General features: G+C 34.7%; 26 protein-coding genes. 9 read left to right on the forward strand and 17 right to left on the reverse strand.

The window, feature by feature from the left end:
* Positions 1–3: 3 nt before the first annotated feature.
* On the reverse strand, positions 4–2,670 hold the full coding sequence (gene aceE, locus GYX25_RS04555; protein WP_174786827.1) for a pyruvate dehydrogenase (acetyl-transferring), homodimeric type: 2,667 nt from the start codon (positions 2,668–2,670) through the stop codon (positions 4–6).
* 366 nt (positions 2,671–3,036) lie between these two features.
* On the opposite strand from aceE, the gene lipB reads away from it, so the two are divergent.
* A complete protein-coding gene (gene lipB, locus GYX25_RS04560) occupies positions 3,037–3,657 on the forward strand; it encodes a lipoyl(octanoyl) transferase LipB (RefSeq protein WP_174786828.1) in 621 nt (206 codons plus the stop codon).
* Between the two features lie 10 nt (positions 3,658–3,667).
* Entirely contained in the window at positions 3,668–4,627 is a 960-nt protein-coding gene (gene lipA, locus GYX25_RS04565; RefSeq protein ID WP_091349827.1) for a lipoyl synthase, read from the forward strand.
* Between the two features lie 44 nt (positions 4,628–4,671).
* Here lipA and GYX25_RS04570 read toward each other — a convergent pair whose 3' ends face one another.
* Positions 4,672–6,444 (reverse strand): DUF3413 domain-containing protein, encoded by a 1,773-nt coding sequence (locus tag GYX25_RS04570; RefSeq protein ID WP_091349831.1) that lies wholly within the window; start codon positions 6,442–6,444, stop codon positions 4,672–4,674.
* Between the two features lie 189 nt (positions 6,445–6,633).
* Here GYX25_RS04570 and GYX25_RS04575 point away from each other — a divergent pair, with 189 nt between their 5' ends.
* The 3 genes from GYX25_RS04575 (at position 6,634) to GYX25_RS04585 (ending at position 9,725) form a co-directional block, all read left to right on the forward strand.
* Positions 6,634–8,406: an AAA family ATPase gene (locus GYX25_RS04575; protein ID WP_091349834.1), complete on the forward strand. Its 1,773-nt coding sequence runs from the start codon at positions 6,634–6,636 to the stop codon at positions 8,404–8,406.
* Between the two features lie 116 nt (positions 8,407–8,522).
* The gene (fabA, locus tag GYX25_RS04580) at positions 8,523–9,044 is read left to right on the forward strand and encodes a bifunctional 3-hydroxydecanoyl-ACP dehydratase/trans-2-decenoyl-ACP isomerase (RefSeq protein ID WP_091349837.1); all 522 of its coding nucleotides are present in this window, start codon (positions 8,523–8,525) and stop codon (positions 9,042–9,044) included.
* Positions 9,045–9,242: 198 nt separating this feature from the next.
* On the forward strand, positions 9,243–9,725 hold the full coding sequence (locus tag GYX25_RS04585; RefSeq protein WP_091349839.1) for a thermonuclease family protein: 483 nt from the start codon (positions 9,243–9,245) through the stop codon (positions 9,723–9,725).
* 17 nt (positions 9,726–9,742) lie between these two features.
* Here GYX25_RS04585 and GYX25_RS04590 read toward each other — a convergent pair whose 3' ends face one another.
* From GYX25_RS04590 to GYX25_RS04605, 4 genes are all read right to left on the reverse strand, one after another.
* Entirely contained in the window at positions 9,743–10,021 is a 279-nt protein-coding gene (locus tag GYX25_RS04590; RefSeq protein WP_091349842.1) for a DUF5339 domain-containing protein, read from the reverse strand.
* Positions 10,022–10,193: 172 nt separating this feature from the next.
* Positions 10,194–10,403 (reverse strand): transcription antiterminator/RNA stability regulator CspE, encoded by a 210-nt coding sequence (cspE, locus tag GYX25_RS04595; RefSeq protein WP_091349846.1) that lies wholly within the window; start codon positions 10,401–10,403, stop codon positions 10,194–10,196.
* 306 nt (positions 10,404–10,709) lie between these two features.
* Complete coding sequence (gene proC, locus GYX25_RS04600; RefSeq protein WP_091349849.1) at positions 10,710–11,519, reverse strand: pyrroline-5-carboxylate reductase; 810 nt, start codon at positions 11,517–11,519, stop codon at positions 10,710–10,712.
* 126 nt (positions 11,520–11,645) lie between these two features.
* The gene (locus GYX25_RS04605) at positions 11,646–12,587 is read right to left on the reverse strand and encodes a type IV pilus twitching motility protein PilT (RefSeq protein WP_091349853.1); all 942 of its coding nucleotides are present in this window, start codon (positions 12,585–12,587) and stop codon (positions 11,646–11,648) included.
* 36 nt (positions 12,588–12,623) lie between these two features.
* Here GYX25_RS04605 and GYX25_RS04610 point away from each other — a divergent pair, with 36 nt between their 5' ends.
* Positions 12,624–13,325: a YggS family pyridoxal phosphate-dependent enzyme gene (locus tag GYX25_RS04610; protein WP_174786829.1), complete on the forward strand. Its 702-nt coding sequence runs from the start codon at positions 12,624–12,626 to the stop codon at positions 13,323–13,325.
* 36 nt (positions 13,326–13,361) lie between these two features.
* Positions 13,362–13,919 carry a YggT family protein gene (locus GYX25_RS04615; RefSeq protein ID WP_091349860.1) on the forward strand — a complete coding sequence of 186 codons (558 nt, stop codon included), beginning with the start codon at positions 13,362–13,364 and terminating at the stop codon, positions 13,917–13,919.
* Positions 13,920–14,178: 259 nt separating this feature from the next.
* Here the strand turns inward: GYX25_RS04615 and GYX25_RS04620 are convergent, their stop codons facing one another.
* From GYX25_RS04620 to corA, 4 genes are all read right to left on the reverse strand, one after another.
* Entirely contained in the window at positions 14,179–14,601 is a 423-nt protein-coding gene (locus GYX25_RS04620) for a YcgN family cysteine cluster protein (protein WP_091349864.1), read from the reverse strand.
* Positions 14,598–14,846, reverse strand: coding sequence for a YcgL domain-containing protein (locus GYX25_RS04625; RefSeq protein ID WP_091349868.1), 249 nt, complete (start codon positions 14,844–14,846; stop codon positions 14,598–14,600). The genes GYX25_RS04620 and GYX25_RS04625 overlap by 4 nt, the downstream gene beginning before the upstream one ends.
* A 25-nt stretch (positions 14,847–14,871) precedes the next feature.
* Entirely contained in the window at positions 14,872–15,831 is a 960-nt protein-coding gene (glk, locus tag GYX25_RS04630; protein ID WP_091349871.1) for a glucokinase, read from the reverse strand.
* A 181-nt stretch (positions 15,832–16,012) separates the two neighbouring features.
* Entirely contained in the window at positions 16,013–16,954 is a 942-nt protein-coding gene (gene corA, locus GYX25_RS04635; RefSeq protein WP_091349874.1) for a magnesium/cobalt transporter CorA, read from the reverse strand.
* Between the two features lie 220 nt (positions 16,955–17,174).
* Here corA and GYX25_RS04640 point away from each other — a divergent pair, with 220 nt between their 5' ends.
* Both GYX25_RS04640 and GYX25_RS04645 read left to right on the forward strand, forming a co-directional pair.
* Positions 17,175–17,693 (forward strand): single-stranded DNA-binding protein, encoded by a 519-nt coding sequence (locus tag GYX25_RS04640; RefSeq protein WP_091349876.1) that lies wholly within the window; start codon positions 17,175–17,177, stop codon positions 17,691–17,693.
* A gap of 111 nt (positions 17,694–17,804) precedes the next feature.
* Entirely contained in the window at positions 17,805–18,467 is a 663-nt protein-coding gene (locus GYX25_RS04645) for a MarC family NAAT transporter (protein ID WP_091349879.1), read from the forward strand.
* A 21-nt stretch (positions 18,468–18,488) separates the two neighbouring features.
* Here the strand turns inward: GYX25_RS04645 and GYX25_RS04650 are convergent, their stop codons facing one another.
* The 7 genes from GYX25_RS04650 to rpsA form a co-directional block, all read right to left on the reverse strand.
* Complete coding sequence (locus tag GYX25_RS04650) at positions 18,489–19,181, reverse strand: DUF2461 domain-containing protein (RefSeq protein WP_091349883.1); 693 nt, start codon at positions 19,179–19,181, stop codon at positions 18,489–18,491.
* 3 nt (positions 19,182–19,184) lie between these two features.
* Entirely contained in the window at positions 19,185–19,949 is a 765-nt protein-coding gene (gene kdsB / locus GYX25_RS04655) for a 3-deoxy-manno-octulosonate cytidylyltransferase (RefSeq protein WP_091349887.1), read from the reverse strand.
* Between the two features lie 17 nt (positions 19,950–19,966).
* Entirely contained in the window at positions 19,967–20,152 is a 186-nt protein-coding gene (locus tag GYX25_RS04660; protein WP_091349890.1) for a Trm112 family protein, read from the reverse strand.
* A gap of 3 nt (positions 20,153–20,155) precedes the next feature.
* A complete protein-coding gene (gene lpxK / locus GYX25_RS04665; protein WP_091349894.1) occupies positions 20,156–21,163 on the reverse strand; it encodes a tetraacyldisaccharide 4'-kinase in 1,008 nt (335 codons plus the stop codon).
* A 101-nt stretch (positions 21,164–21,264) separates the two neighbouring features.
* Positions 21,265–23,574, reverse strand: coding sequence for a DNA internalization-related competence protein ComEC/Rec2 (locus GYX25_RS04670; protein ID WP_174786830.1), 2,310 nt, complete (start codon positions 23,572–23,574; stop codon positions 21,265–21,267).
* Positions 23,575–23,870: 296 nt separating this feature from the next.
* Positions 23,871–24,161: an integration host factor subunit beta gene (ihfB, locus tag GYX25_RS04675; protein WP_091349902.1), complete on the reverse strand. Its 291-nt coding sequence runs from the start codon at positions 24,159–24,161 to the stop codon at positions 23,871–23,873.
* Between the two features lie 98 nt (positions 24,162–24,259).
* The gene (rpsA, locus tag GYX25_RS04680) at positions 24,260–25,942 is read right to left on the reverse strand and encodes a 30S ribosomal protein S1 (protein ID WP_091349995.1); all 1,683 of its coding nucleotides are present in this window, start codon (positions 25,940–25,942) and stop codon (positions 24,260–24,262) included.
* Positions 25,943–25,990: the final 48 nt, after the last annotated feature.

Below are 25,990 nucleotides of genomic sequence, written 5' to 3' on the forward strand. Positions count from 1 at the left end.
CTCTTATGCAATTCGTGGATTAAGTTTATCAGCATTGATTTCGAATTTTTTAATCGCTTCTTCAACAACGCTAACTTCGATATCGCCACGTTTAGCAAGTTCACCCAATGCTGCAACTACAACATAAGATGCATCAACTTCAAAGTGATGGCGTAAATTTTCACGGCTATCACTGCGACCAAAGCCGTCAGTACCAAGCACCCGATAACTTTCAGAAGGTACAAATCCGCGAATTTGCTCAGCAAAAATTTTCATATAATCAGTTGAAACTACTGCTGGATTGTTATTCATAATTTGTGCAACATAAGGCACTTTTGGTGTTTCACTCGGATGTAGCATATTGTATCGTTCACAGTCTTGTCCATCACGAGCAAGTTCAGTAAATGATGTTACGCTATAAACTTCAGAACTAATGCCATAGTTTTTAGCTAAGATATCAGCCGCATCACGTACATGACGTAAAATCGAACCAGAACCTAATAACTGAACAGTCGGTTTACCTTTTTGACCTTCAACAGTATCAAGTTTATAAATACCACGACGAATGCCTTCTTCTGCACCTTCTGGCATTGCAGGTTGTGCATAGTTTTCATTGAGTGTTGTAATATAGTAGTAAACGTTTTCTTGTTCGCCATACATACGACGTAAACCGTCTTGCATAATAACCGCAACTTCATAAGCATAAGCAGGATCATATGAGATACAGTTAGGTATGGTTAATGATTGAATGTGGCTATGACCATCTTGGTGTTGTAAGCCTTCACCATTTAATGTTGTACGACCAGATGTACCACCGATCATAAATCCGCGTGCTTGCTGATCGCCAGCTGCCCACATTAAATCGCCAATACGTTGGAAACCAAACATAGAATAGTAAATGTAGAATGGAATCATTGGGAAATCATTGGTACTATACGATGTTGCAGCAGCTAACCATGAAGCCGTTGCGCCACATTCATTAATCCCTTCTTGTAAAATTTGACCTTTTTCATCTTCACGATAATAAGCAACTTGCTCTTTATCTTGAGGCGTATATTGTTGTCCATGTGGGTTATAAATCCCAATTTGACGGAATAAGCCTTCCATACCAAAAGTACGCGCTTCATCAGCCAAAATTGGTACTAAGCGTGGTGCTAATTCTTTATCCTTAAGCATAATGTTAAGAGCACGGACAAACGCAATTGTTGTTGAGATTTCTTTTGATTGTGCTTCAAGTAGTGATGAGAATTCACTTAATGCTGGAATAGAAACAGTACCAGAGAATTTGGTTAATCTTGATGGAACATAGCCGTGTAATGCATTACGACGTTCATGAATATATTTGTATTCTGGCGTGTGCTCTTCAAATTTGATATAAGGTAATTTTTCAAGTGCTTCATCTGTTACAGGAATATTGAAGAAATCACGCACATGACGCACTCCATCCATATTCATTTTTTTCACTTGGTGAGCAATATTTTTCGCTTCAGCAGCAGCACCCATACCATAACCTTTAATGGTGTGAGCAAGAATAACAGTTGGGCGATCTTTGGTTTCTTTTGCACGCTGGAATGCAGCAAACATTTTAGCAGGATCTTGACCACCGCGATTTAATCTAAAGATTTCTTCATCAGACATATCTTTAACTAATTCAGCAGTTTCTGGATATTTGCCAAAGAAATGCTCACGTACATATGCACCATCTTTTGATTTTAATGTCTGGTAATCGCCATCAAGTGTTTCATTCATTAGACGAATTAATTTACCTGATTTGTCTTTTTGTAGTAATTTATCCCAACGATCACCCCAAAGAACTTTAATCACATTCCAGCCTGCGCCAGCAAATACGCCTTCAAGTTCATTAATAATTTTACCATTACCGGTCACTGGACCATCTAATCGTTGTAAATTACAGTTGATAACAAATACCAAATTATCTAATTTTTCACGCGTTGCAACGGTGATTGCACCTTTTGATTCTGGTTCATCCATTTCACCATCACCTAAGAATGCATAGACTGTCTGTTCAGAAGTATCTTTCAACCCACGATTTTCTAAATATTTTAAAAAACGTGCTTGATAAATGGCACTAACAGGGCCAAGTCCCATTGAGACTGTTGGGAATTGCCAAAATTCAGGTAATAATTTAGGATGAGGGTAAGAAGGTAGTCCTTTACCATGAACTTCTTGGCGGAAATTATCAAGTTGTTCTTCGGTTAAACGACCTTCAATAAATGCGCGTGAATAAATACCTGGTGAAATATGTCCTTGGAAATAGACCAAATCGCCACCATCTTTTTCGTTACGTGCACGGAAAAAATGGTTAAAGCAAACTTCATAAAATGTTGCAGCAGACTGGAATGATGCCATATGACCGCCAAGCTCTAAATCTTTCTTTGACGCTCTTAGTACCATCATAATTGCATTCCAGCGAACAATTGAACGAATGCGGCGTTCTATTTCCCAATCGCCAGGATAAGCAGGTTGTTCTTCTACTGGGATAGTATTGACATAATTACTTGTTGAAGAACCAAAAAGTAGTGGCACACCGCCATCTTTTGCTTTGTTGACTATTTGCTCAATAATATATTGTGCACGTTCTATACCTTCTTCGCGAATAATTGAATCAAGACTCTTGAGCCAATCTTGTGTTTCAATGGGATCGATATCATTCACTTGCATATCCGACATATAAAAACCTCTTTTTTGTTTAAAAAAATGCAGTATTTGCTATCCTTAGCTATAACTAACTATATAAATTACAACTCTGCATTATGGAGTTTCATTTGCATCAGTCTGCCATTTTCATAAAAAAAGTAAAGCAAACCAAAGCTTAGAAAAGCATGTTAATTCCTATCAAATTAATCAACTATTTCAATGATAACATTGAAAACAATGTTAGTGGCTTGATAAAAAGGAAATTTTACTAATAAATAAATACAAAAAAATAGATAGTATGTCTATACCGAAGTCATCTATAAGTTGTCAAATTATAGTAAAATTTGATATATATTGATAAATTTTTTGTTAATGCCACCAATAACAATAAGCAATACTATGAACATTAATAATGTTATCATCCAAGACCTACATATTGTTCCCTATATGCAAACTTATCAGGCTATGCATGACTTTACCCAAAATCGTCATGAACAAACAATTGATGAAATTTGGTTAGTAGAACATCAACCTGTATTTACCCAAGGTAAAGTGGGCAAAGCGGAACATTTATTAAATCATACAGATATTCCAGTTATTCAAACTGATCGCGGCGGTCAAATTACTTATCATGCTCCCGGTCAACAGATCATGTATATCCTAATTGATTTAAGAAGACGCCATATTGGTATTCGCGATATAGTGAGCTTTTTAGAAAATAGTGTCATCCAAACTTTAGCACACTATGGTATCATAGCTTACACAAAAGCAGACGCTCCAGGTGTGTATATTGATCATAAAAAAATTTGTTCGCTTGGTTTACATATAAATCGAGGTTGCACCCTACATGGACTAGCCTTAAATATTGATATGGATCTTACTCCGTTCAATAACATTAACCCTTGTGGTTATGCTGGATTACAAATGACACAATTAAAAGACTATGTTTTTAATATTGACCGCAACGAAATTAAACAACAATTAACCGACAATTTTATTAATCAACTACCTAAGTATTAAGATACCTAATATGCAAAATAATGAAACAACGATCAGAAGCTCAAAATATCGTGATGCAGATAAAACACGCTTAATCCCAACAATCACATTAGAAGATGCAGCGCCACTTAAAAAACCTGAATGGATGCGAATTAAATTATCTGCTCACTCTGATAATATTGCGCATATCAAAAACACCATGCGTAAACATGGTTTGCATTCAGTTTGTGAAGAAGCCTCTTGCCCCAATTTAGCTGAATGCTTTAACCATGGTACAGCCACTTTTATGATTTTGGGTGATATTTGTACTCGCCGTTGTCCATTTTGTGATGTTGCCCACGGCAGACCATTACCGCCAGATCGCGAAGAACCCATAAAACTAGCTAAAACAATTCAAGAGATGAAGTTACGCTATGTTGTTATTACTTCTGTAGATAGGGATGATTTAAAAGATGGTGGTGCCAGTCATTTTGCCTCTTGTACTCAAGAAATCCGAACCTTAAACCCCAATATAAAAGTTGAGACACTCACTCCCGACTTTCGTGGCTGTATTGATGAAGCAATTGAAGTGTTAAGTGCTAATCCACCTGATGTGTTTAATCATAACTTAGAAAATATCCCACGTTTATATAAAAAGATCCGCCCTGGAGCTAACTATGAAGGATCACTCAAATTACTGGCAGCGTTTAAAGCTCGACACCCTCAGATTCCGACAAAATCTGGATTGATGGTTGGGCTGGGTGAAACAAACGAAGAGTTAATTCAAGTATTAAAAGATTTACGTAGTCATGGTGTAACTATGTTGACGCTAGGTCAATATTTGCAACCAAGCAAATATCATTTACCGGTTGAACGTTATGTGTCACCACAAGAATTTGAAGAATTGAAGCAAACAGCATTAAATATGGGCTTTACTCATGCAGCTTGTGGACCATTTGTACGTTCATCTTATCATGCTGATTTACAGGCAATGGGTAAAGAGGTGAAGTAATCTTCACCCTATTTTTTTATTGTTCGTTCTACTCAAAAACTAAATCAATTATCTACGACCATAAAACGGCGATTTTCAGTGACTATTTGCAAAAAGACCGGCAAGCTGATTTTTTCGCCTTTTTGTAATTTACCATTAAGATCATAAATTTTAGAACGACCAAAGGCATCTAAAACCACTGTTTTATCATCATAAAGTGCAGCGATCATATTTTCATCACCAGCAACTAACCATTGTCTAGGTTTAAAGTTAAATAAATTTTCACATTGGCTATACTGCTGTGGCGGTGTTGTGACATAAAATACGTCTTGCATTAATGTACACATAATATCAGTTTGCGAAGTTGCTTGCGTTATTTGTGCGCTTCCTTTATTTGTCCATGACATAATCAAAGGAACTTTTAATGCTTCGCGATTAAAGTCTTTATCTGTATTACGTAATGCTATTTTTTTCGCTTCATCAATTTTAATATCATTCGTACCTGTAATTATAATAACCGTATTATCATAGGCATTAGATAATCTTAAATAAGCAATTAATGACTCAATATACTGATCTAATTTTTTCGCTTCAGATTGAAGAGTTGATATCGACACTTTTTTATTTTTATCAAACATTGAATATTGGATTATAGAAAATAAAGGTGCATGATTATCAAGACTATTCTGTTCTTCATGCCACTTCATCCAGTTTTCAGTTATTTGTTTATTAGACTCTCTTTTAGATTCTGGTATTGAGAAATTAGATAACAAAGCCGAACGATATAAAGGTTCAGCAAAACCGTCTACTGAAAATAATCCTAGATTATAGCGTTGTTTAGTAACAACTTCGAGCAATACGGACGGCTTATGCCCAACCAAAATACTATTATAGTAATTAGGATCTAATCCATAAAATAATGAAAAATCATTCAAATAAGATTGATTACTTGCACCATAATGATTAGTAAAAGCAATATTATCTTGAGAAAATTCATTTAACCACGGCATATATTTTGTCAATAAATCAACATTCAACCCATCAATAACAATCATTAGTACATTGTTTTTTGGTGGTTGCTGATCATAAACAATTCGTCCCAACGGATATTCAATTGTCATCGCAAAAGGGTTTCCTTCTTGCGTAACACGATCCCGATAACCGTTTTCTTTCATAAAACCATAACGTTCAAGAAAATGGCGGGCAGTCAAAGGATAAGAAAGCGGCAAGCTTGCTCGCTGCATAGTAATGGGTCGATAAAAATTAGCATCAGCCCAGCTATGAATCAAATGCGAGGCAACAAAGCAAACAATAAAAACAATCACTATTGGTTTTGCATAGCGTTTGCGTTTACTTAAGCTACGTAGTTTTTTCCAGCTCCATAATGAAAATAAAATCTCAATCAATAAAATAAATGGAATAGCAATAAATACCGTACTTAAATAAGAAACATTTTGTGCTGAAAATAATTGCCAAATCGACAAATTCAGATGCATTCTGAAACGCGAAAAAACCTCAATATCAATAAGCAATAATGAAAGACCGACTGTTGCAAAAGCCGTTGCAATAATCCTTTGCCATCGAGAAGAATGAATAAAAAAACTTAACGGAAAAAGTAAAATTAGATAAGCGATAAAAGTCAAATAGCTAAAATGACCAATTGCACTGATAATGGCATAAAATCGCCCCATAAAAGTACGAGGCCAATCTGCAATAAGTAAATATTGACTACCAAGCAAAATTACAACAAAAATATTAAACAACGTAAACCAATGTCCCCAGCTAACAATTTGTGAGGCACGATCGTCTTTGAAGTAAGTATTTTTGATTTTGAGCATGTTTAGTCGTTGATAATGATGATAGTGAAGTTAAATAAACAATAGGGTTTGGCCTAGTTTACCTGATTTTAAAAAATCTTTCTGTAATTTTTTTATTTGTTAGCACAAAGATTTTGGTAATCTGTTGGCGATACATCGGATACTTGTTATAATTTCAAGATGAAATAAGCTAACAAAAAGACAATAATTTTGGCCATTACACAACTCAACGCACAACAGATCCAACCTGATTTATCTCATATTTCTAAACTCAGAAACACAACTAATACTTCAACGGTATTAGCGTCAGAAAAATCAGAACATTTACTTATGTGGCAACCTCGTGTCGCTTCTGCCTTGTCGCTATTATGTCCTACCAAAAGAGTATGTTATAGCCCACGTTTTATGTTGCTTAAAGCACCTGAAAGCGAACTCTTTTTTGATTTATTCCAGCATGCCATTAAATGTGATTTACCTTCATCCCCACTGGGTTACAGTTATTTTTTTAGCGAAAACAAAATTACACTAACCGAAGCAAAAAGCAAACAAGATAATTTTGCAGCTCAAGATAATTGTTTATTTGCATCTTCTATTGATGCTGAAAAACTTTTTGGTTGTGTTAGACAACCAGAAAATGGTCCAATAAAATTACAAGCAGGACTGGTTCATCGTGCTAATGGTGGCGTTTTAATTTTAGGTCTTCGCTCTCTCCTTAGCCAACCATCGCTATGGACAAAGCTAAAGCAAATGGTAATAAAACAAGAATTTGAGTGGGTTTCAGCTGACGAATCTCACCCTTTACCTTTATCTATTCCGCCTATGCCACTTGATTTACGTGTCATTTTAGTCGGGGATAGATTAAGTTTAGCCGAATTACAAGATTTCGAACCTGAATTTTATTCAACATCTATTTATACTGAATTTGAAAATGAATTACAGATCAAATCACCCGAACAACTTGAACACTGGATTAAGTACTTAAAATTTATTGCCAATAAACAGCAATTACCTGATATTGATACCTCAGCTTTTGCAAAAATTTACAAAGAAGCAACACGCTATACTGGTGATCAATATTACCTAACACTTTCGGTCGACTGGATTAATTCGCTATTAGTCAATGCGACTCATTTTATGCAAAATAGTGTAATTGACGAATCAGCGATCACAACGGCAATAAAACAAAAATTATGGCAAGAAAATTATTTGCACGAGCGACTACACGATGAGATTTTTAGCAATCAGATAATGATTAACACTAAAGATCAAGTCGTTGGTCAAATAAATGGCTTATCAGTCATTGAATACCCAGGACATCCAAAAGCTATAGGTGAACCAACACGTTTAAGTTGCCTTATCCATTTTGGCGATGGTGAGCTAATTGATATTGAACGCAAAACAGAATTAGCCGGTAATATTCATTCAAAAGGCATGATGATAATGCAAGCATTTATTATGTCGGAATTTGCGATTCATCACCAATTACCTTTTTCAACTTCTTTAGTATTTGAACAGTCCTACAGTGAAATTGATGGTGACAGTGCTTCGCTTGCAGGGCTTTGTGCAATCATTAGCGCGTTATCCCAACAACCTATCGATCAGCAATTGGCTATAACTGGTTCAGTCGATCAATTTGGTCATGTTCAAGCAATTGGTGGAGTGAATGAAAAAATTGAAGGATTTTTTGCTGTTTGTCAGCATCAAGGTTTAACAGGTGCACAAGGTGTAATCATACCTGCCACAAATCAGCGCCATTTAAGTTTAAGTGATGAAGTTATTGAAGCTATTGAACAAGATAAGTTTTCAATATGGACAGTTGAACATATTGCCGATGCTCTTTATTTGCTGACAGGTATTCCGTATAAAGATAAAAGTGGTATTAATCTTTATCAATTAATTCATGCACGTATGCAGGCAGTATTATTACAAGACAAAAAACAAGATAGTTGGCTAAGTAAATGGCAAAAATATTGCAAAAAGTGACAATACCCAATAAACTTTAGCCCAAAATTTTATTCATTATGGAATAAAAAAGGACGCTAGGTAACTTTTAATTTTTCAAAGCATGTTTTAATTTACATTAAATAAAAGGTTTTTTTATGACATTTGAACGTAAATCATCGTACGATAAAGCAGATTTAATTAAATCAGGAAATAATGAATTATTTGGCCATGATGGCCCGCCATTACCATCTGATTTAATGTTAATGATGGATCGCGTTATCGAGATGAATGAAAACGGTGGTAATTTTGGTAAAGGTTTTGTCGAGGCCGAACTTGATATTAATCCTGATTTATGGTTTTTTAAATGTCATTTTAAAAACGATCCAGTTATGCCTGGTTGTTTAGGGCTTGACGCTATGTGGCAACTAGTTGGATTCTATTTAGGTTGGATTGGCGGCAAAGGTAAAGGACGGGCTTTAGGTGTTGGTGAGGTTAAATTCACTGGACAAGTGTTACCAAGCAATAAAAAAGTAACCTATAAAATCCATTTTAAACGCGTAATTAATCGTAAATTGATTATGGGTATTGGTGATGGTGAAGTTTTTGTTGATGGGAAACTCATTTATCAAGCATCTGATTTAAAAGTAGGTCTATTTCAAGATACCAACTCATTTTAATTTAACGTTATCCCCCTCCCTCTTGTCAGCTTTACTCTATATGAGTAAGGCTGAATATTATGGTTTTTCTTATCATGTTCAAAACATAAGTAATTCCTAAATAACTAATTAATTTTTAAATAAAAAGAACGTCTCAGTTTACTGAGTTTCAATAATCAATGTATAATACTACAAAGTTTTTGTCTTCTCTTATTAATAATGAATCACTTAAAACGTTTATTTGTTTGTATTATTTTATTTTGTTTCTCAAATACATTAGTTTATGCTGATTTCAGCGGTAAAGTTGTTAAAGTGATTGACGGCGATACGGTAGATATTTTAACTGTCAAAAAACAAAAAGTCCGTGTTCGTTTACTTGATATCGATGCCCCAGAAAGCGGGCAAGCTTATGGTAATGCATCCCGTAAATATTTAGCATCCCTTATTGCGGGTAAAAATGTGTTTGTGAAAGAAAACCAAAAAGATGTTTATACAAGAACTTTAGGCACCATTTTCTTAAATAAAATCAATATCAATACCAAAATGGTCGAAAATGGTTATGCTTGGGCGTATCGTTATCACAACGTAGCTAATAATAAAATAATGGTAAAATTAGAAATAAATGCTAAACAAAACAAAAAAGGACTATGGAAAGATAAACATCCAATAGCCCCTTGGGATTTTCGTCATAACAAACGTTAAATTATATTCTAAAAATCTTATTTTTTAAGTAAACTTGCTTCAACTTGTTTAAGTAAATCCAAACCTTGTTTACAAGCTGAGTCTTGATTATCTGCAGACAGTGACGAAATTTGTTGTTTACCCATTTCTAAGTTTTGTTTAATCATATCAGATTGTTGTTTAGTTAAAGAGCCTTCAGGGATGGCTTTGACTAAACCGTCAACTTTATCAAAATAGGTTTTACAAGATTCAGGTAGATCCGCCATAGAAATTGCAGAAAAACCTAATAACGCAACAGATAATAATAACTTTTTCATTTTCTTTCCTTACATCATAAATTTATTAGAAATATTATTAAAGATGATAATTAATGCTAGAAATAGCCAGAATTATGGTAAAAAATTTAATGAGGGAAGTCTATATAAGAAAATACCCTATCAGTAACTATTTACTGATAGGGTAGAAAATCAAAAAATAAAATTTAAATCATTAGATAATGATAACATCTGCTGCTGCAGGGCCACGAGGGCTATCTTGAATTGAAAATTCTACTTGTTGGCCTTCACCTAATGTTTTGAAACCGTCACCAGAAATTGCAGAAAAGTGTACAAATACATCTTTGCTACCATCAGCAGGAGAAATAAAACCAAAACCTTTACTTTCGTTGAACCATTTAACTTGACCAGTTTTCTTAGACATAATAATCTTCCTATAAATAAATTAATCTCAGCCATTAAAGGCTATATTTAAAAACATAAAACCTAGGTTACTTAATTAACACGAAGAAGAAGATACTGAAGAAAACTAATCTCTAAGACAAAGTAAACTACAAACTACATATATCTAAATGTTATAAAATAAATCCGCATGTCATATGCTTAGGTCTATTTACTCATAAAAAAGTAAGTAATGCAAGCAATCTTTTGAAAAAGATTATTAATAATGAGGAAATAAAAAATTTATAACTTTTAATTCAATGAGATAACATTATCAATTTATGCCCTATTACCCCTCTGCCATTTCCTTTGATTTTTTTATAGCTGCCTCTACCGCATTAATAATTGCAGATCTAAATCCTTTTTCTTCAAGCGCATGAACACCTTCAATAGTCGTACCTGCAGGTGAACAGACCATATCTTTTAATTCACCTGGATGTTTACCAGATTCAAGCAGCAGTTTTGCCGATCCCATAACAGCTTGAGCTGCGAATTTGTAAGCTTGAGCTCTTGATAAACCGCCTTTCACAGCACCATCAGCTAATGCCTCAATAAACATAAAAACAAAGGCTGGAGAAGAACCACTCGCACCAACAACTGCATCAATTAAATACTCTGAAACAACTTCTGTTTCACCAATACAATTTAATAATTGTTGAACTATAGACAATTCTTCATCGGTAACCTCAGTATTAGGAGTAATAGAGCACATAGCGGCATTAACAAGTGCTGGCGTATTTGGCATTACTCGAATAATTTTTTGCTCATAACCTACACATTTTGCAATCGTTTTAATGGTAACGCCCGCTGCAATTGAAATAACGATAGTATTCTTCTTTAATTCTTTTTGAATATCATTAAGTACATCAACAATCACATTAGGTTTAACGGCAACAAATACAATATCAGACTCGCGAGCAACCTCTCTTGCAGAATCAAGATTATTAATTGAATAAACCTGATTAAGAACCTGACCTTTTTCTAAATGAGGATCATAAACATACATTTGTGTTCCAGAAACAATATTGCTCGCTAAAATACCTTGTAATATAGCATTGCCCATATTGCCTAAACCAATAAAACCAATTCGCTGTTCCATTTATTATCCCTTCTTTTACAAAAGACTATTTGAAAGATTATAAATGATTTTAAATATAAATCTCAAAATTTTGCATTTAAAAATGCAACGCTAACTTTTATAAACTATAAACAATAGCAAATAGTGTTAACTTTCTGGCATCACTTGCATACCATATTGTTGGCCTGTTTGCATTAGTGAAAAGATTTGTTTGATCTTCCCTTCATTGATTAAATTACTGACAGCTGGTGTATTGATAAGAATTTCAAATAATGCTTTACGACCATTCTCAGTGGGTACTAACTTTTGACTTATAATTGCTCTTAAATTATTTGATAATTGTGTACGAATAAAATTGCGGGAGCTTTCATCAAATACATCAACAATACGATTAATACTTTGAATGGCAGAACACGTATGTAACGTGGCAAAAACTAAGTGTCCCGTTTCTGCAGCTGTCAATGCAGTTTGGATAGACTTTCTATTGCGCAATTCACCAAGCAATATAATGTCAGGATCTTGCCTTAAAAGACTATCAAGCGCATGGTCAAAATTCGTAAGTTCTCGCTGCTGAATTAATGAATGTTGATTATGATAAACAAATTCAATAGGATCTTCTAAAGTAAGAATGTGTTTAAATTGAGTTGAGTTAATATGCTCAATTAATGATGCAAGCGTCGTTGATTTGCCACTTCCTGTGGCTCCCGTGACTAAAATAATCCCGCTTTCATGCGTTATTAGCTTTTTAAATACCTCGGGGGCACCTATTTCAACTAATTCCGGAATATGGCTTTTGATGATACGAAATACCGCTGAAATACCACGTTGTTGATAAAATATATTGATCCTAAAACGCCCTATTTCAGCAGATTGGTAAGATAAATCAATTTGCTTTTCTTGTTGTAATTGTATTTTTTGTGATTCAGTGAGTAACGTTAATAGTTCAGCTTCTAAGTCTAAAGGTGATAACTTTTCGTTTGATAAGCATTTTAATTGTCCATTAATGCGAATGCGGGCAACGTCACCACTTGAAAGGTGCAAATCGGATGCCTTTTGCGTTACACTAAGCGACAATAGTGAATTTAACATTACATTTGACCTATTAGTTATTAATTGGGAATTAATATGAATACAGTACGTGACAATTTACTCGCCATTAAAAGCAAAATTCAAAAAATAACCGAAAAATGCGAAAGAGATCCCAATACAATCGAACTTATTGCTGTTAGTAAAACAAAACCCGTGGACTTAATCAAACAAGCAATTGATGCAGGCCAACTTTCTTTTGGTGAAAACTATGTTCAAGAAGGTATTGAAAAGATCCAGCACTTTAAACAAAACCTTCCCAATACTCCATTAACGTGGCATTTTATTGGTCCATTACAATCAAACAAAAGTAAATTAGTTGCCGAACACTTCGATTGGATGCATACCATTGATCGCTTCAAAATCGCACAACGTTTAAATGACCAGCGCCCTACATCAATGGCTAAATTAAATGTATTAATTCAGGTCAATATTAGCCACGAAGCAAGTAAATCAGGGATTTTACCTGACCAAGTCGCTGATTTGACTAAGCAAATCCTTACATTACCCAATTTAAAGTTACGCGGTTTAATGGCCATTCCTGAAATCGAAAATGATTTTGACAAACAATTACATGTCTTTACCAAAATGCAGGAACTGTTAAATTCTTTACAATCCGACTATCCATTTATGGACACATTATCAATGGGTATGAGTAACGACATGAAAGCGGCAATTGTTGCAGGTAGCACAATGGTTCGCATCGGTACGGCAATTTTTGGAGCAAGGCAGTATTTGTGATATATTGCCTAGATAGTTTATTTTAAGGAGTGTTGAATGGCATCGCTTTATTTTTTAGGAAAAACCGTTTTAACGATATGCTTATACGTTTTAATTTTGCGCTTATGGATGCAACGAGTACGGGTCAATTTCTATAATCCATTTACCCAATTTATTGTCCGAATAACCCAACCAATTATTGCTCCATTACGTAAAGTTATTCCCTCTATTAAACAGATAGATACAGCTACATGGGTTCTTTTATACTTTTTTGCTTTCATAAAAATTACGTTTATTGGCCATTATGGAATCATCAATAATTTTAGCTGGCCCGTTGGATATCTTTTATATGCTATTGCTGCCATCGCTCATGCTTTTGGACATCTACTATTTTGGTTATTACTATTTAGAGCAATTTTAAGCTGGGTAAGCCGAGGACAATCGAATGCTGATGAGTTGCTTGCACAGCTAACAGAACCATTTATAGCACCAATTCGACGCATCGTACCACCTATTGGTATGATCGATATTTCATTTATGATTTTTGTATTTATTTTGATGTTTTTAAATATGTTTGCTATCGATATTGTTGGGGATTTATGGCTTGTACTTTAAATTCAGATAAGAGGAAGCAATAGCTTTTTTAGATTATTAACAAAGAGCTCGCTTTTAGCGAGCTTATTTTGATCTAATAAAAATAAGTAAATAACTACAAACCTTTCCAATACTGGAAGTTACCCATAAAAAGCAGTCAGAAAAGATATTGATTTTATTTAAGTTTTTATTCTGCTTTTTTAAGAGAAATCACATCATTGATATGCTAAATTAAATCATATAAAGGCTAGTGAGCAATCTGAGGACACTATAACCATTTTTAGAGAATATGATCTTCCCAACAAATCACATCTTTTTCATAAACAATTCGATTTTTAACAGAAATTTTTAGCTTGTGCATAAGCTTCTTATTACCTGTAATAAGTGGATGCCAATCGGGCAATCTCCCCGTTTCAGAAAAATAACGGTAAGTACAAGTTATAGGTAACCATTCAATGGTGAGAAGATTATCGCGAGTCAACTTGATACAATCAGGTTCGTAATCGAAGCGGTTATAATAATGCTTACACTGGCAAGTATTCGAATCTAGCAAATTGCAAGCTACGTTAGTATATAAGATTTCGTCGGTATCTTCGTCCATCAATTTATTTAAGCAACACTGACCACAACCATCACAAAGTTGTTCCCATTCCTCATCACTCATCTGTTCTAGGGTTTTGTGCTCCCAAAATGGTTCAATCATACTTTAAAATCATCTTCTTTTAACATTTGTAAGAAAAAACCATCAGTTTTAATTTTTTCTTCTATTTCATCAGAGCTACCAACAACAAAACGGCGTTTTCCATCAAGTAATACTTTCATGGTAAACACTGGAGTACCAAAAAGAGACATTATTTTTTCAGGAATAGCTGAAAAATCGTTTTCCTTATCCATATATAAATAACAATTTTCTTTTTTGGTACTTCGATAAATATAACACCACATCATAAAACAAAACCTTTACTTATTAACATTATGTAAGACAATTCTGCAAATAAACACCAGCGCCAAACAACCCCGGATCTTCATGAGTTATCACATAAACAGGAACTTTTTTGACTAAATACGACATACGACCTTTATTTTCAAAAGCCTGTCTAAACGGCGATGCTTTAAAAAACTCAATAAAGCGAGGTACTATTCCCCCAGCAATATAAACACCACCTAGCGTATTAAGCATTAATGCTAAGTTACCGCCAAAACGCCCCATAAAAGTACAAAAATAGGTTAAAGTTTGCAAGCAAAGTGGACAACTATGTGATAAAGCTTTCTGTACAATAATGTCTGGCGTAATCTCTTCTACTGGTTGATTATTAATTTGTAATAGAGCTTGATAAATATTAACTATACCATTACCTGATAAAAATCGCTCAGTAGAAACACGTCCAAATTTTTTGCGCAGTTGCACTAAAATACGATCCTCATCATCACTTATCATCGGAAGTTCGGTATGCCCACCCTCTCCAGACAAACTAATCCAACGCTCACTGACTTTAATCAAATGTGACACACCAAGCCCTGTACCTGCGCCATAAATAGCAATAGGATAATTTAAATCAGGTTCATCACCACCAATTTTTACAAGATCCTGTTTGGATAATTTAGGAATTGACATTGATACAGCAGTAAAATCATTAATTACTTCAAGCTTAATCAGATTTAATTCTTTAATAAGTTCAGAACGTGAAAATGACAAATTATTATTGGTCATTTTGATCACATCACTATCATCAATCGGACAAGCAATAGCAATACAAGCCATTTCAACGATTATTGATTGAGATGCTAAATAGTTTTTAATTAATGTTAATAACACATCATCTTTTGCAATAAGTACTTTAGTAATTGCAGATAACTTATTAGTCTCTAAATTATAAAGTGCAAATCGTGCATTTGTTCCACCGATATCGGTGACTAGTGCATATTGATTCATGTTATTTCCTTTGTGATAAATTAATTTTTATTTAAATAACAAGCTTTAACCATCAAGAGAAGAAAGCATAATAGCGAATATTATTAAATTCCGTTAATTACCTTACAGATACGACAAAGGTAATTTCCGCTAAACGAGCAAAGTATTAACGGCTAAAGACAATAGGATTAAGTAAATAGATCTATAACCACTTTTTCAGTTTAAAATAAATATAAGGAGCAACACCTGCTAGTAACATTAATAATAATGAAAATGGGTAACCATATTCCCATTTTAATTCGGGCATAAACTCAAAGTTCATACCATAAGCAGACGCAACCACAGTTGGAGGTAAAAACACAACCGAAACAACCGAGAAAATTTTAATAATTCGGCTTTGTTCAATATTAATGAAACTGGTTGCCGCTTGCATCAAAAAGTTCACTTTCTGAAATAATGACTCATTATGAGGAACAAGTGACTCAATATCACGAATAACTTCACGCGCCTGTTCTAGTTGATCTACTGGCATTTTTGCACGACGAACTAAATAGTTAACAGCACGTTGACTATCCATTAAACAAAGCCGTACTTTCCACGCAGTATCTTCAAGCTCTGCCAATGAGGTAATCGCTTCGTCATAATGTTCTTGCGCAGAACGATCCATAATAATTAAACTTAATTCTTCTAATTCACTATAAATATTTTCGATTTGATCTGCTAACTGCTCAACTTTGACTTCAAATAAGTCAAGTAACACTTCATAAGGATTGCCATCACTCATACTTTGATAGCGCGATCTCATACGATACAAACGAAATGCAGGTAAATCACGTTCACGTAGTGTAAATAAACGTCCATTATGCACTGTAAAAGCTACAGTTGAGTTACCTGCACGATCTTCTGCGTCTTCATAAAAGAAAAATGAGTGAACATGTAGCCCTTCGTTATCTTCAAAAAAACGAGCTGACGCTTCGATATCATCTAGCTCAATACTGGTTGCTAAGTTTTGTCCTAAATGTGTTAAAACAAAATCGCGATCGGCTTCTTCTGGTTCAATTAAATCAATCCAGGTCGCATTATTTATATCGCCTTCATTAATTTTTACTAATTGTTTGTTTTTTAGCCCAAACGCATTAATCATAAGGCCTCCTGTAGGGGGAATAATCTTTTAGAACATAACATTAACAAATGTTTGGCATTATACCCGTTATAACAATAAATTCCTATGTCTAAGCCAATCTTTCTATATTTTTACAAAATGAGGGCAAAATTCCATTATTAAATTAAATTCGCTGATATTACTGCAGTCTCATGCTACAATATGCGCCTTAAAATACTTATGCAATTTTTAGGAGTTAATAATGGCCAATAGAGGAATAAATAAAGTCATTTTAGTCGGTAATTTAGGTCAAGATCCCGAAGTTCGTTACATGTCTAATGGTAATGCAGTTGCTAATTTTAGTATCGCAACATCAGAATCATGGAAAGATAAACAAACAGGCGAAACCCGAGATCGTACTGAATGGCATCGTGTTGTCGTATTTGGTAAACTCGCTGAGATCGCAGGCGAGTATATAAAAAAAGGTACTCAAGTCTATCTTGAAGGACAACTTCAAACGCGAAAATGGCAAGATCAATCAGGACAAGATCGCTACACGACAGAAGTTGTGATCAATCCAATTGGCGGTATTTTACAAATTTTAGGCTCCCGTAATAGCGGTGAAAGCATGGATGGCAGTTCACAAAACTGGGGGCAAAGTGCTAATAACACTTCATCTGCGCCAGCGTCTCAAGCTCGTCCTACAACACAAAACGCACCGACACAACCTACAACTGCGCCAGAGCCTCCAATGGATTTTGATGACGATATTCCTTTCTAGGATCATCATTCATTTATTATACAATGTTGGGCGTTAACTACGCCCACATATCATTTTCTATCTATTTCAATTATACTTAACTGAATTCTTGTCAAATCAAAAAATAAATCTATGTTGGAACTTTTACAAGCTATCGGCTTTGGTTTAATTTTATTTATTCCATTAACAAATCCATTAACCACAGTAGTACTTTTATTAGGTCTATCGGGTGAGATGACCAATGAAGAACGTAATTACCAATCAAAACTAACTTGTATTTATGTATTTATGATTATGGTAGTATCGTTTTATTGTGGGCAATTGGTGATGAGTACGTTTGGTATATCGATTCCCGGATTACGCATTGCTGGTGGTATGATTGTTGGCATTATTGGCTTTAGAATGTTATTTCCACAACAACCATCACATAAAAGCCTTGAAGCAGATGCAAAAAAGAAAGAGATCTCAAATAATATAGCTTTTGTTCCGCTCGCCATGCCAAGTACCGCTGGGCCAGGAACCATAGCAATGATCATCAGTATGTCCTCAACAGTAAAAAGTGGAGGCTATAACGTTTCAACTTGGGTTGTTTACACTGCCTCAATATTAGTGCCTCTATTGTTATCTATTATTCTTTGGTTTTGTATGCGCAGTGCTGGCAGTATAATGCGTTTTATGGGGAAAAGTGGCATTGAGGCCACTTCAAGAATTATGGGATTTTTATTAGTTTGTGTTGGTACACAATTTATAATCAATGGTGTTAAAGAGCTTATATTAAGCTTTCCTAATATTTAATATAAAAAAAATTTAACAAAACTAAAAGGTTGGTATGTTTTTAATCATTTCCACCCGCATCAAATAATCATAAAGTGGAACTAGCTGCTTAAACCCTTTAGTCAATCTTTGGGGTAAATCACTATTTAACACGTCTTCAATATGATTGCTTGTCACCATAACCGCAAGATTTTTTCGGTTATACCATGTAGCTATTTTTGCATCTTGCTCTTTGATTAGTGGCCGTTTATAACTTTCACCAACAAGCTCAAATGGTTTTTTAACACAATGCGTCATTGCTAAAAATTTCTGAGTATCATTAAGGATTTCTTCTCGGAAGATATCCATCGTTTGTTTTGATGAACAATAATAACCAAGACCATATTGATAGCTACTTGGGCTAATTTCAAAAAAATAAGCAGGTGCTTCTTTCCAATCTCGATTGGGTCTTTTAAAAGTCAGCCATAATCGACTACGATAAAGTGATTTATCATTTGAAAAACGAGTATCTCGATGTATACGGGAAATAGTTTTACCAATAGCAGGGCGAGTTTCAAACCACTCATCAATTTTGAGCATTTCTGGTGTTAGTTGCTCAACCAAAAGTCTAAACGGCTTAACTAAATCGCTATCATAAATAGCACGATGTTGTTCAAACCATGGTTTACTATTATTTATCCAAGCATCTTGCAAAAAATTAAGACCAGCTTGGGTAAAGCCGGTAAAATTAGCCATAGCTCAATCCTTAAATAGTGCCCTTACTTTTTCCAAATCTTCTTGTGTATCAACACCAATTGCTGGCGATTGCTTTGCAACTGCAACATGTATTTTTTCGCCGTACCAAAGCACTCTAAGTTGTTCTAACATCTCAATTTGTTCAAGTGTAGATGGCGCCCAGTTGATATACTGACGAATGAAGCCAGCACGATAAGCATAAATACCAATATGACGAAGATAAAAATCACCAATACTGGATTGTTTTAATAAATCAACCGATTTAGCAAATCGATCGCGTTCCCAAGGAATTGTAGCACGAGAAAAATAAAGTGCATAACCCTCTTTGTCGGTCACAACTTTAACCGCACCGGTATTAAATGCCTCTTCAACAGAAGCAATTGGCACCGCTAATGTTGCCATTCCAGTTTTATATTGCACCAAGTTTTCAGCCACTTGATCAATAATAACGGGTGGAATTAAAGGTTCATCCCCCTGTACATTAACAATGATTTCATCATTAGCAAACTGATAAGCATTAATGACCTCTGCTAACCTTTCAGTACCAGAATTATGCTTGTCACTAGTAAGAATGACTTCACCGCCATACTCCTTGACTACATCAAAAACTTGCTGATGATCTGTTGCAATAATCACCCGATTGGCTGACGATTTTTTTGCTTGCTCCATCACCCGAACAATCATAGGTTTACCATGAATATCCGCTAGAGGTTTAGCTGGCAAACGACTTGAAGCATACCTAGCAGGAATAATAACCGAAAAATTCATAATTAACGCCTTATATTTTATTCTTGAACAGACGATGATTGATTGAGTGGTTTTGCTTCACATTCAAGCAAAATGGGAATGTTATCTTTGATTGCATAAACCAGATTATCTGTTTGGCAAATTAACTGCTGATTGTTGGCATCATATTGTAGTTGCCCATGGCATTTAGGACAAGCAAGTGCGCTTAATAAGATTTCTTTCATGTTTTATTCTCTTTGAGATTTTGTCTTAGCTAATAACAAACAGATCTGATCAACTGCCTCTACGGGTATTACCGCATCAATGGGTAGATACCACCAATTTTTCTGGGCAAATTGCCTACATTTAACGGCGTCTTTTTCAGTCATTAAAAGTGTTTGTTCACTACTTGCGACATTGTTTAACAACGGTAAAGTAAATTTTTGATGGTCAGCAAAAGAAACGGTTTTAACCACATCAATTTGCATGTTGATCAGCATATCGAAAAAACGTTTTGGATTACTAATACCCGCAATAGCATAAATATTTTGCAATGAAGATAATGCTTTTTTTTCTTTAGTTAGTAAATTTACTGCATATAGTGGCGTTAATTGCATGGTGTAGGTTTTATTTGGATACTGCTGAGCCAAATTATTTACGCTATCACCGTTTATAATAATCAGATCAACCGATTTTAATCGTCTTTTTCGCTCTCTCATTGGTCCTGCTGGCATCCACCATCCATTACCAAATAAACGTTTTCCATCAACCACTACTACTTCAATGTCGCGCGATAATGCATAATGTTGTAAACCATCATCGGTCAAAATGACATCTAACTCATACTGCTTTAATAATGCTTGAACAGCTTCAGCTCGGTGGGGTGATACAGCAACAGGCACATTAGTACGTTGAAAAATAAGTACCGGCTCGTCACCAGCTTGTTCGGTTGTGGTTGTATTATCTAAAATAAGCGGATAGCTATCAGCCTTGCCACCATACCCTCGCGAAACAACGCCAACTTGTAATCCTTTTTGTTTTAACGATTCAATTAAACCCACAACCAGTGGTGTTTTGCCATTACCACCAACAGATAAGTTGCCAATAACAATAATAGGTACAGGGGAACGCCAAGATTTAAAAATACCTAATCGATACAAAGAGCGGCGAACAAAAGCAATCAAACCATATAATAAAGAAAATGGTATGAACAACCAAAATAATCGATTTTTACCATACCACATTTTTTCAATCATAACTTTAACATCACTTAATTACATTCAGTAAAATTGTCTTATCTTTTAATGTCGATATAACAATTGTTAACATGGTTGCCTATAGCAAACGATAGCCTATTTTACTCATAAATTGGCAAACTACCAAACCAATCATGATACCATCTGGGTTTAATTTCGCCTCGCATGGTTTTTAACTTCCAAGTGTGTTTATCAAAAAATAGGCTTATTTGACCAGTTCTAGCTGTAACATAATAATCTAAGTGTAAATTTTGATACCTTGTTATTACCTTATGGGATGGTAGTTTCCAGGGATTATAACGAGATGTAGACGCTAACGATTTTACCGCTTTAACGTGATTTAAAAAAGTATAACTTGATGAAGTAGTACTACCATGATGCGGAATTTGTAAAATAGTAGAAGCTAACTGATTTCGATATTTTGTGACTAACTGATATTCCTGATTGCGCTCTAAGTCTCCTGTTAATAATACGGAAAAGTGCCCATCAGTTACTTGTATTACACAAGAGTCCTCATTTTGTGCATATTCAACCAGTTTATTAGGCCACAATATATCAAATGTTAGCTCGTTCCAATTAACACGATTACCAGCTAAACATGGATAATCATTATTTAAATCAAAAGAGGAACTCATTAACCATGCCTTAGGGTAAATTTGTTGAAGCAATTTCAAACCTCCAACATGATCATTATGTTGATGACTAATAATAACTCCTTGTACATTCAAATTATGCCATTGCAAAAAAGGTATAATAACCCTTTCCATAGCAGAACTTTTTCCCCAGTTGGCTCCTGTATCGTATAAAATAGCTGACGTTCCATCATGAATAACAATCGCCAATCCGTGACCAACATCAAGCATATCCAATCGCCAACGATAATGCTGATGTTCAAAAAGTGGCGTGACTAATAACATAAAAATGACTAATAAAGTAATTCTAAAACAACGCCACGTTCCAGTACGTATTATAATGACAACTAACCAGCCTAAAAAACTTAACCAATAAAAGTCTGAAGGTATGTTAAGCCACAATAAATTAAGCCAATTCAAACTGAAAAATAACAATTCCAACGATTTATCAGCAACCATCCACCACCATAATGCAATATAAAAACAATCCATCAAAGTAAATGCCAACGCAAATAAAACAGCAGGGAAAGTGCATAATGAAATAATAGGAATCGCAATTAAATTCGTTAAAATAGAAACCGCACTAACACCATGAAAAATAAAAAGTTCAATAGGTAGCAACAACAAGGTCAAACCCAATTGTAAATGCAATAACCTAACTATATACCAACGCTTTTTATGCTTTATTTCTTGAGGTATTGGTAACCATTCAAATAAAAAAATTAAGCTAATTACTGCGTAACAAGATAACCAAAAACTCTCAGATAAAATCATCAATGGATCAAACAACAATAACAACGCAATAATTCGATTAACTTTTTGCCATGCACTAATTTGATGTTTTTTGTAACGTAAATAGATCCAAATTGATAAAGCCAATATAGCACGTAATGTAGGCGGACTGAAACCAGTTAACCATGCGTAAAAAAGTGCGCACAACCAACCAACGATAATCGGCACAAAAAAACAGATAAAACGCTTTGGAATAAAAAACAGAACAGTCTTAACAAAAAAACAACTAAGACCAAAAACCAATAAAATATGCATACCCGATATTGCCATTAGATGGGCAACACCTGTTTGCATCATCACAGTACGAAGCGAGTCATCTAATTGAGAACGATCTCCAAAAGCAAGGGCTAAGAGTATGCCTCGATAACTAAATAGATCAATGTAAGGTAGTGCCAAATCAATAATAGATTGTCTTAAATTAGACTTATCATCTAGCAGTTTGGCGTCAATTACTTTAGCTGATAATAAACTTCGGTTTGCTATCGAAAAGCGCTGACTATCAAATCCTCCTTCATTTAAATATCCATGCACAACTTTTGTTTTTAGTGTTAATTGCCAAATTTGCCCCGATTTTGGCATAGATAAATTATCCCAATAAACCGAGATCAGAATATCGTTAGAAAGCGTAACATCTGAAATAGAAAAAACAGAAAATGACATATAATAAGGTTCAATATCTGTTGTAGCTTGTCTGGTATTGATATTTTGGACCTTTGCTTTAACAACTAACGTTTTATCAATATAAGGCAAAATACTTGATAAATATTGCTTAGAATAAGCAGTAGACCACAAAATACCTAAAACAAACACAACAAAAATAGACAAATACCAGCGCAATTTAGCCGGAACAACCAATGCAAAAATAACCAAAATAATGGCAATAAAATACCACTGAAAATCAGACAATAAATGCGGCAAAAACAGTAATGGCAAACAACCTAATGAAAACATGATCGCCAATAAATCAAGAGAACAAAATTGTCGCATCTACGCTCGCCATATTTATTAATAATAAAAAGCTAGCTTATCAATTGATATTATAAAAAAATAACTGAATTTGAATCTTTCGATCTGAGTTCCATTTTAACTATTAATCTTGATAATATTTACTGAAATTACAGGTAAAGGTTCAGAGATTGTTAACGATGATAACTAACGAAACGTTGATTTGTTTTAACTAATGAATTATGGGGCATGAATAAAATGAGAGAAATTTAAGTTTTTAAAATAAAAAAGCCATTGATTTGACTCAAAGGCTTTTAGCTAAGTATAGAATTTAAAGACTATGCTTTTGCTGCATTATTTACTCTTTCACGTAGCTCTTTACCCGGTTTGAAGTGAGGAATATATTTATGTTTAACTTCAACATTACCACCGGTTCTTGGATTTCTTGCTTTACGTGGTGCACGATAGTTTAAACTAAAACTACCAAAGCCTCGAATTTCTACACGATCGTTACTTTCCATAGCTAAAGCGATCTGCTCAATGATATCTCTAACTGAATCATCAACTAGTTGCATAGGAAGATGTGTCCGCCAGTTAACAATTCGTTCTACTAAATCCGATCTGTTCATGATCACTCCTAATTTATTTATGTGGTATGTAACTTCTTCATTTTATACCATAAAAGAAAAAGAGGGCAAGCCCTCTTTACTCTTTACATCGATATTTTTTACTCAGTTTTTGATGCAGCTTTGAATGCTTCAGCCATCGCATTAGTAAATGATGCATCTTCTTGAGTTGCAGTGTTATTTACCGCAGCAAGTGCTTCTTTTTCATCAGCCTCATCTTTAGCACGTACCGATAATGAAATTGCACGAGTTTTACGATCAATATTCACAATCTTAGCTTCAACTTCATCACCCACTTTTAATACAGTTGTCGCATCTTCAATACGTTCACGAGCAATATCTTGTGCTTTTAAGTAACCTTCGATACCTTCAGCGATTTCGATAGTTGCACCTTTAGCATCAACCTCAGTTACAGCACCTTTAACGATCGTACCTTTTTTATAGTTAGATGCAAAGCTACTGAATGGATCGTCTTCTAGTTGTTTAATACCTAAAGAGATACGCTCACGTTCAGCATCAACTTGTAACACAACCGCTTCAATATCATCACCTTTCTTATAAGCTTTAACTGCTTCTTCACCAGGCATATTCCAAGAGATGTCTGAAAGATGAACTAAACCATCAATACCGCCATCTAAACCAATGAAGATACCGAAATCAGTGATTGATTTGATCTTACCGCTAACTTTATCACCTTTATTGTGTGATTCAGCAAACTGTAACCATGGATTTGGTTTACATTGTTTAAGACCAAGAGAAATGCGACGACGTTCTTCATCAATTTCAAGAACAATCACTTCAACTTCATCACCTAAGCTAACAACTTTAGATGGGTGAATATTTTTGTTTGTCCAATCCATTTCAGAAACGTGAACTAAACCTTCAACACCTGTTTCGATTTCAACAAAACAACCGTAGTCAGTTAAGTTAGTTACTTTACCTGTTACTTTAGTACCTTCAGGGTAACGTTTAGCAATTGAAACCCATGGATCTTCGCCTAATTGTTTTAAGCCAAGTGATACACGTGAACGGTCTTTATCAAATTTAAGCACTTTAACAAGTAATTCTTGACCAACTTCAACCACTTCACTTGGATGTTTAACACGTTTCCAAGCCATATCAGTAATATGAAGTAAACCATCAACGCCACCAAGATCAACAAATGCACCGTAATCAGTAAGATTTTTGATAATACCTTTAACTTCTGAACCTTCTTGTAGATTTTCAAGAAGTTGTTCTCTTTCTGCGCTATTTTCTGATTCAATAACTGCACGACGAGAAACAACGACATTATTGCGCTTTTGATCTAATTTAATAACTTTTAATTCAATTTCTCTGTTTTCGATATGAGAAGTATCGCGTAATGGACGAACATCGACAAGCGAACCAGGAAGGAACGCACGAACCCCATTAAGATCAACCGTAAAGCCACCTTTAACTTTACCATTGATAACACCTAAAACTGTTGCAGCGTCATCAACTGCTTTTTCTAAAACTAGCCACGCTTCATGACGTTTAGCTTTTTCGCGAGATAGGATTGTTTCACCAAAACCATCTTCAATTGAGTCAAGTACAACATCAACAACGTCACCGACTTGAACTTCTAATTCGCCTTGGGCATTTTTAAACTGCTCTACTGGAATTGCCGATTCAGATTTTAAACCAGCATCAACTAAAACAACATCTTTGTCGATAGCAACGACAGTACCGCGGATCATATTACCAGAACGAGTGTCTAGTTGATTTAAAGACTCTTCAAAGAGTTGAGCAAAAGATTCAGTCATATTTTTATATCTTAAATTAATATTAACGTCCACATTACATCCTGTCTT

The organism is Gilliamella sp. ESL0254, assembly GCF_013344985.1.
Taxonomy (GTDB): Bacteria; Pseudomonadota; Gammaproteobacteria; order Enterobacterales; family Orbaceae; genus Gilliamella; species Gilliamella bombicola.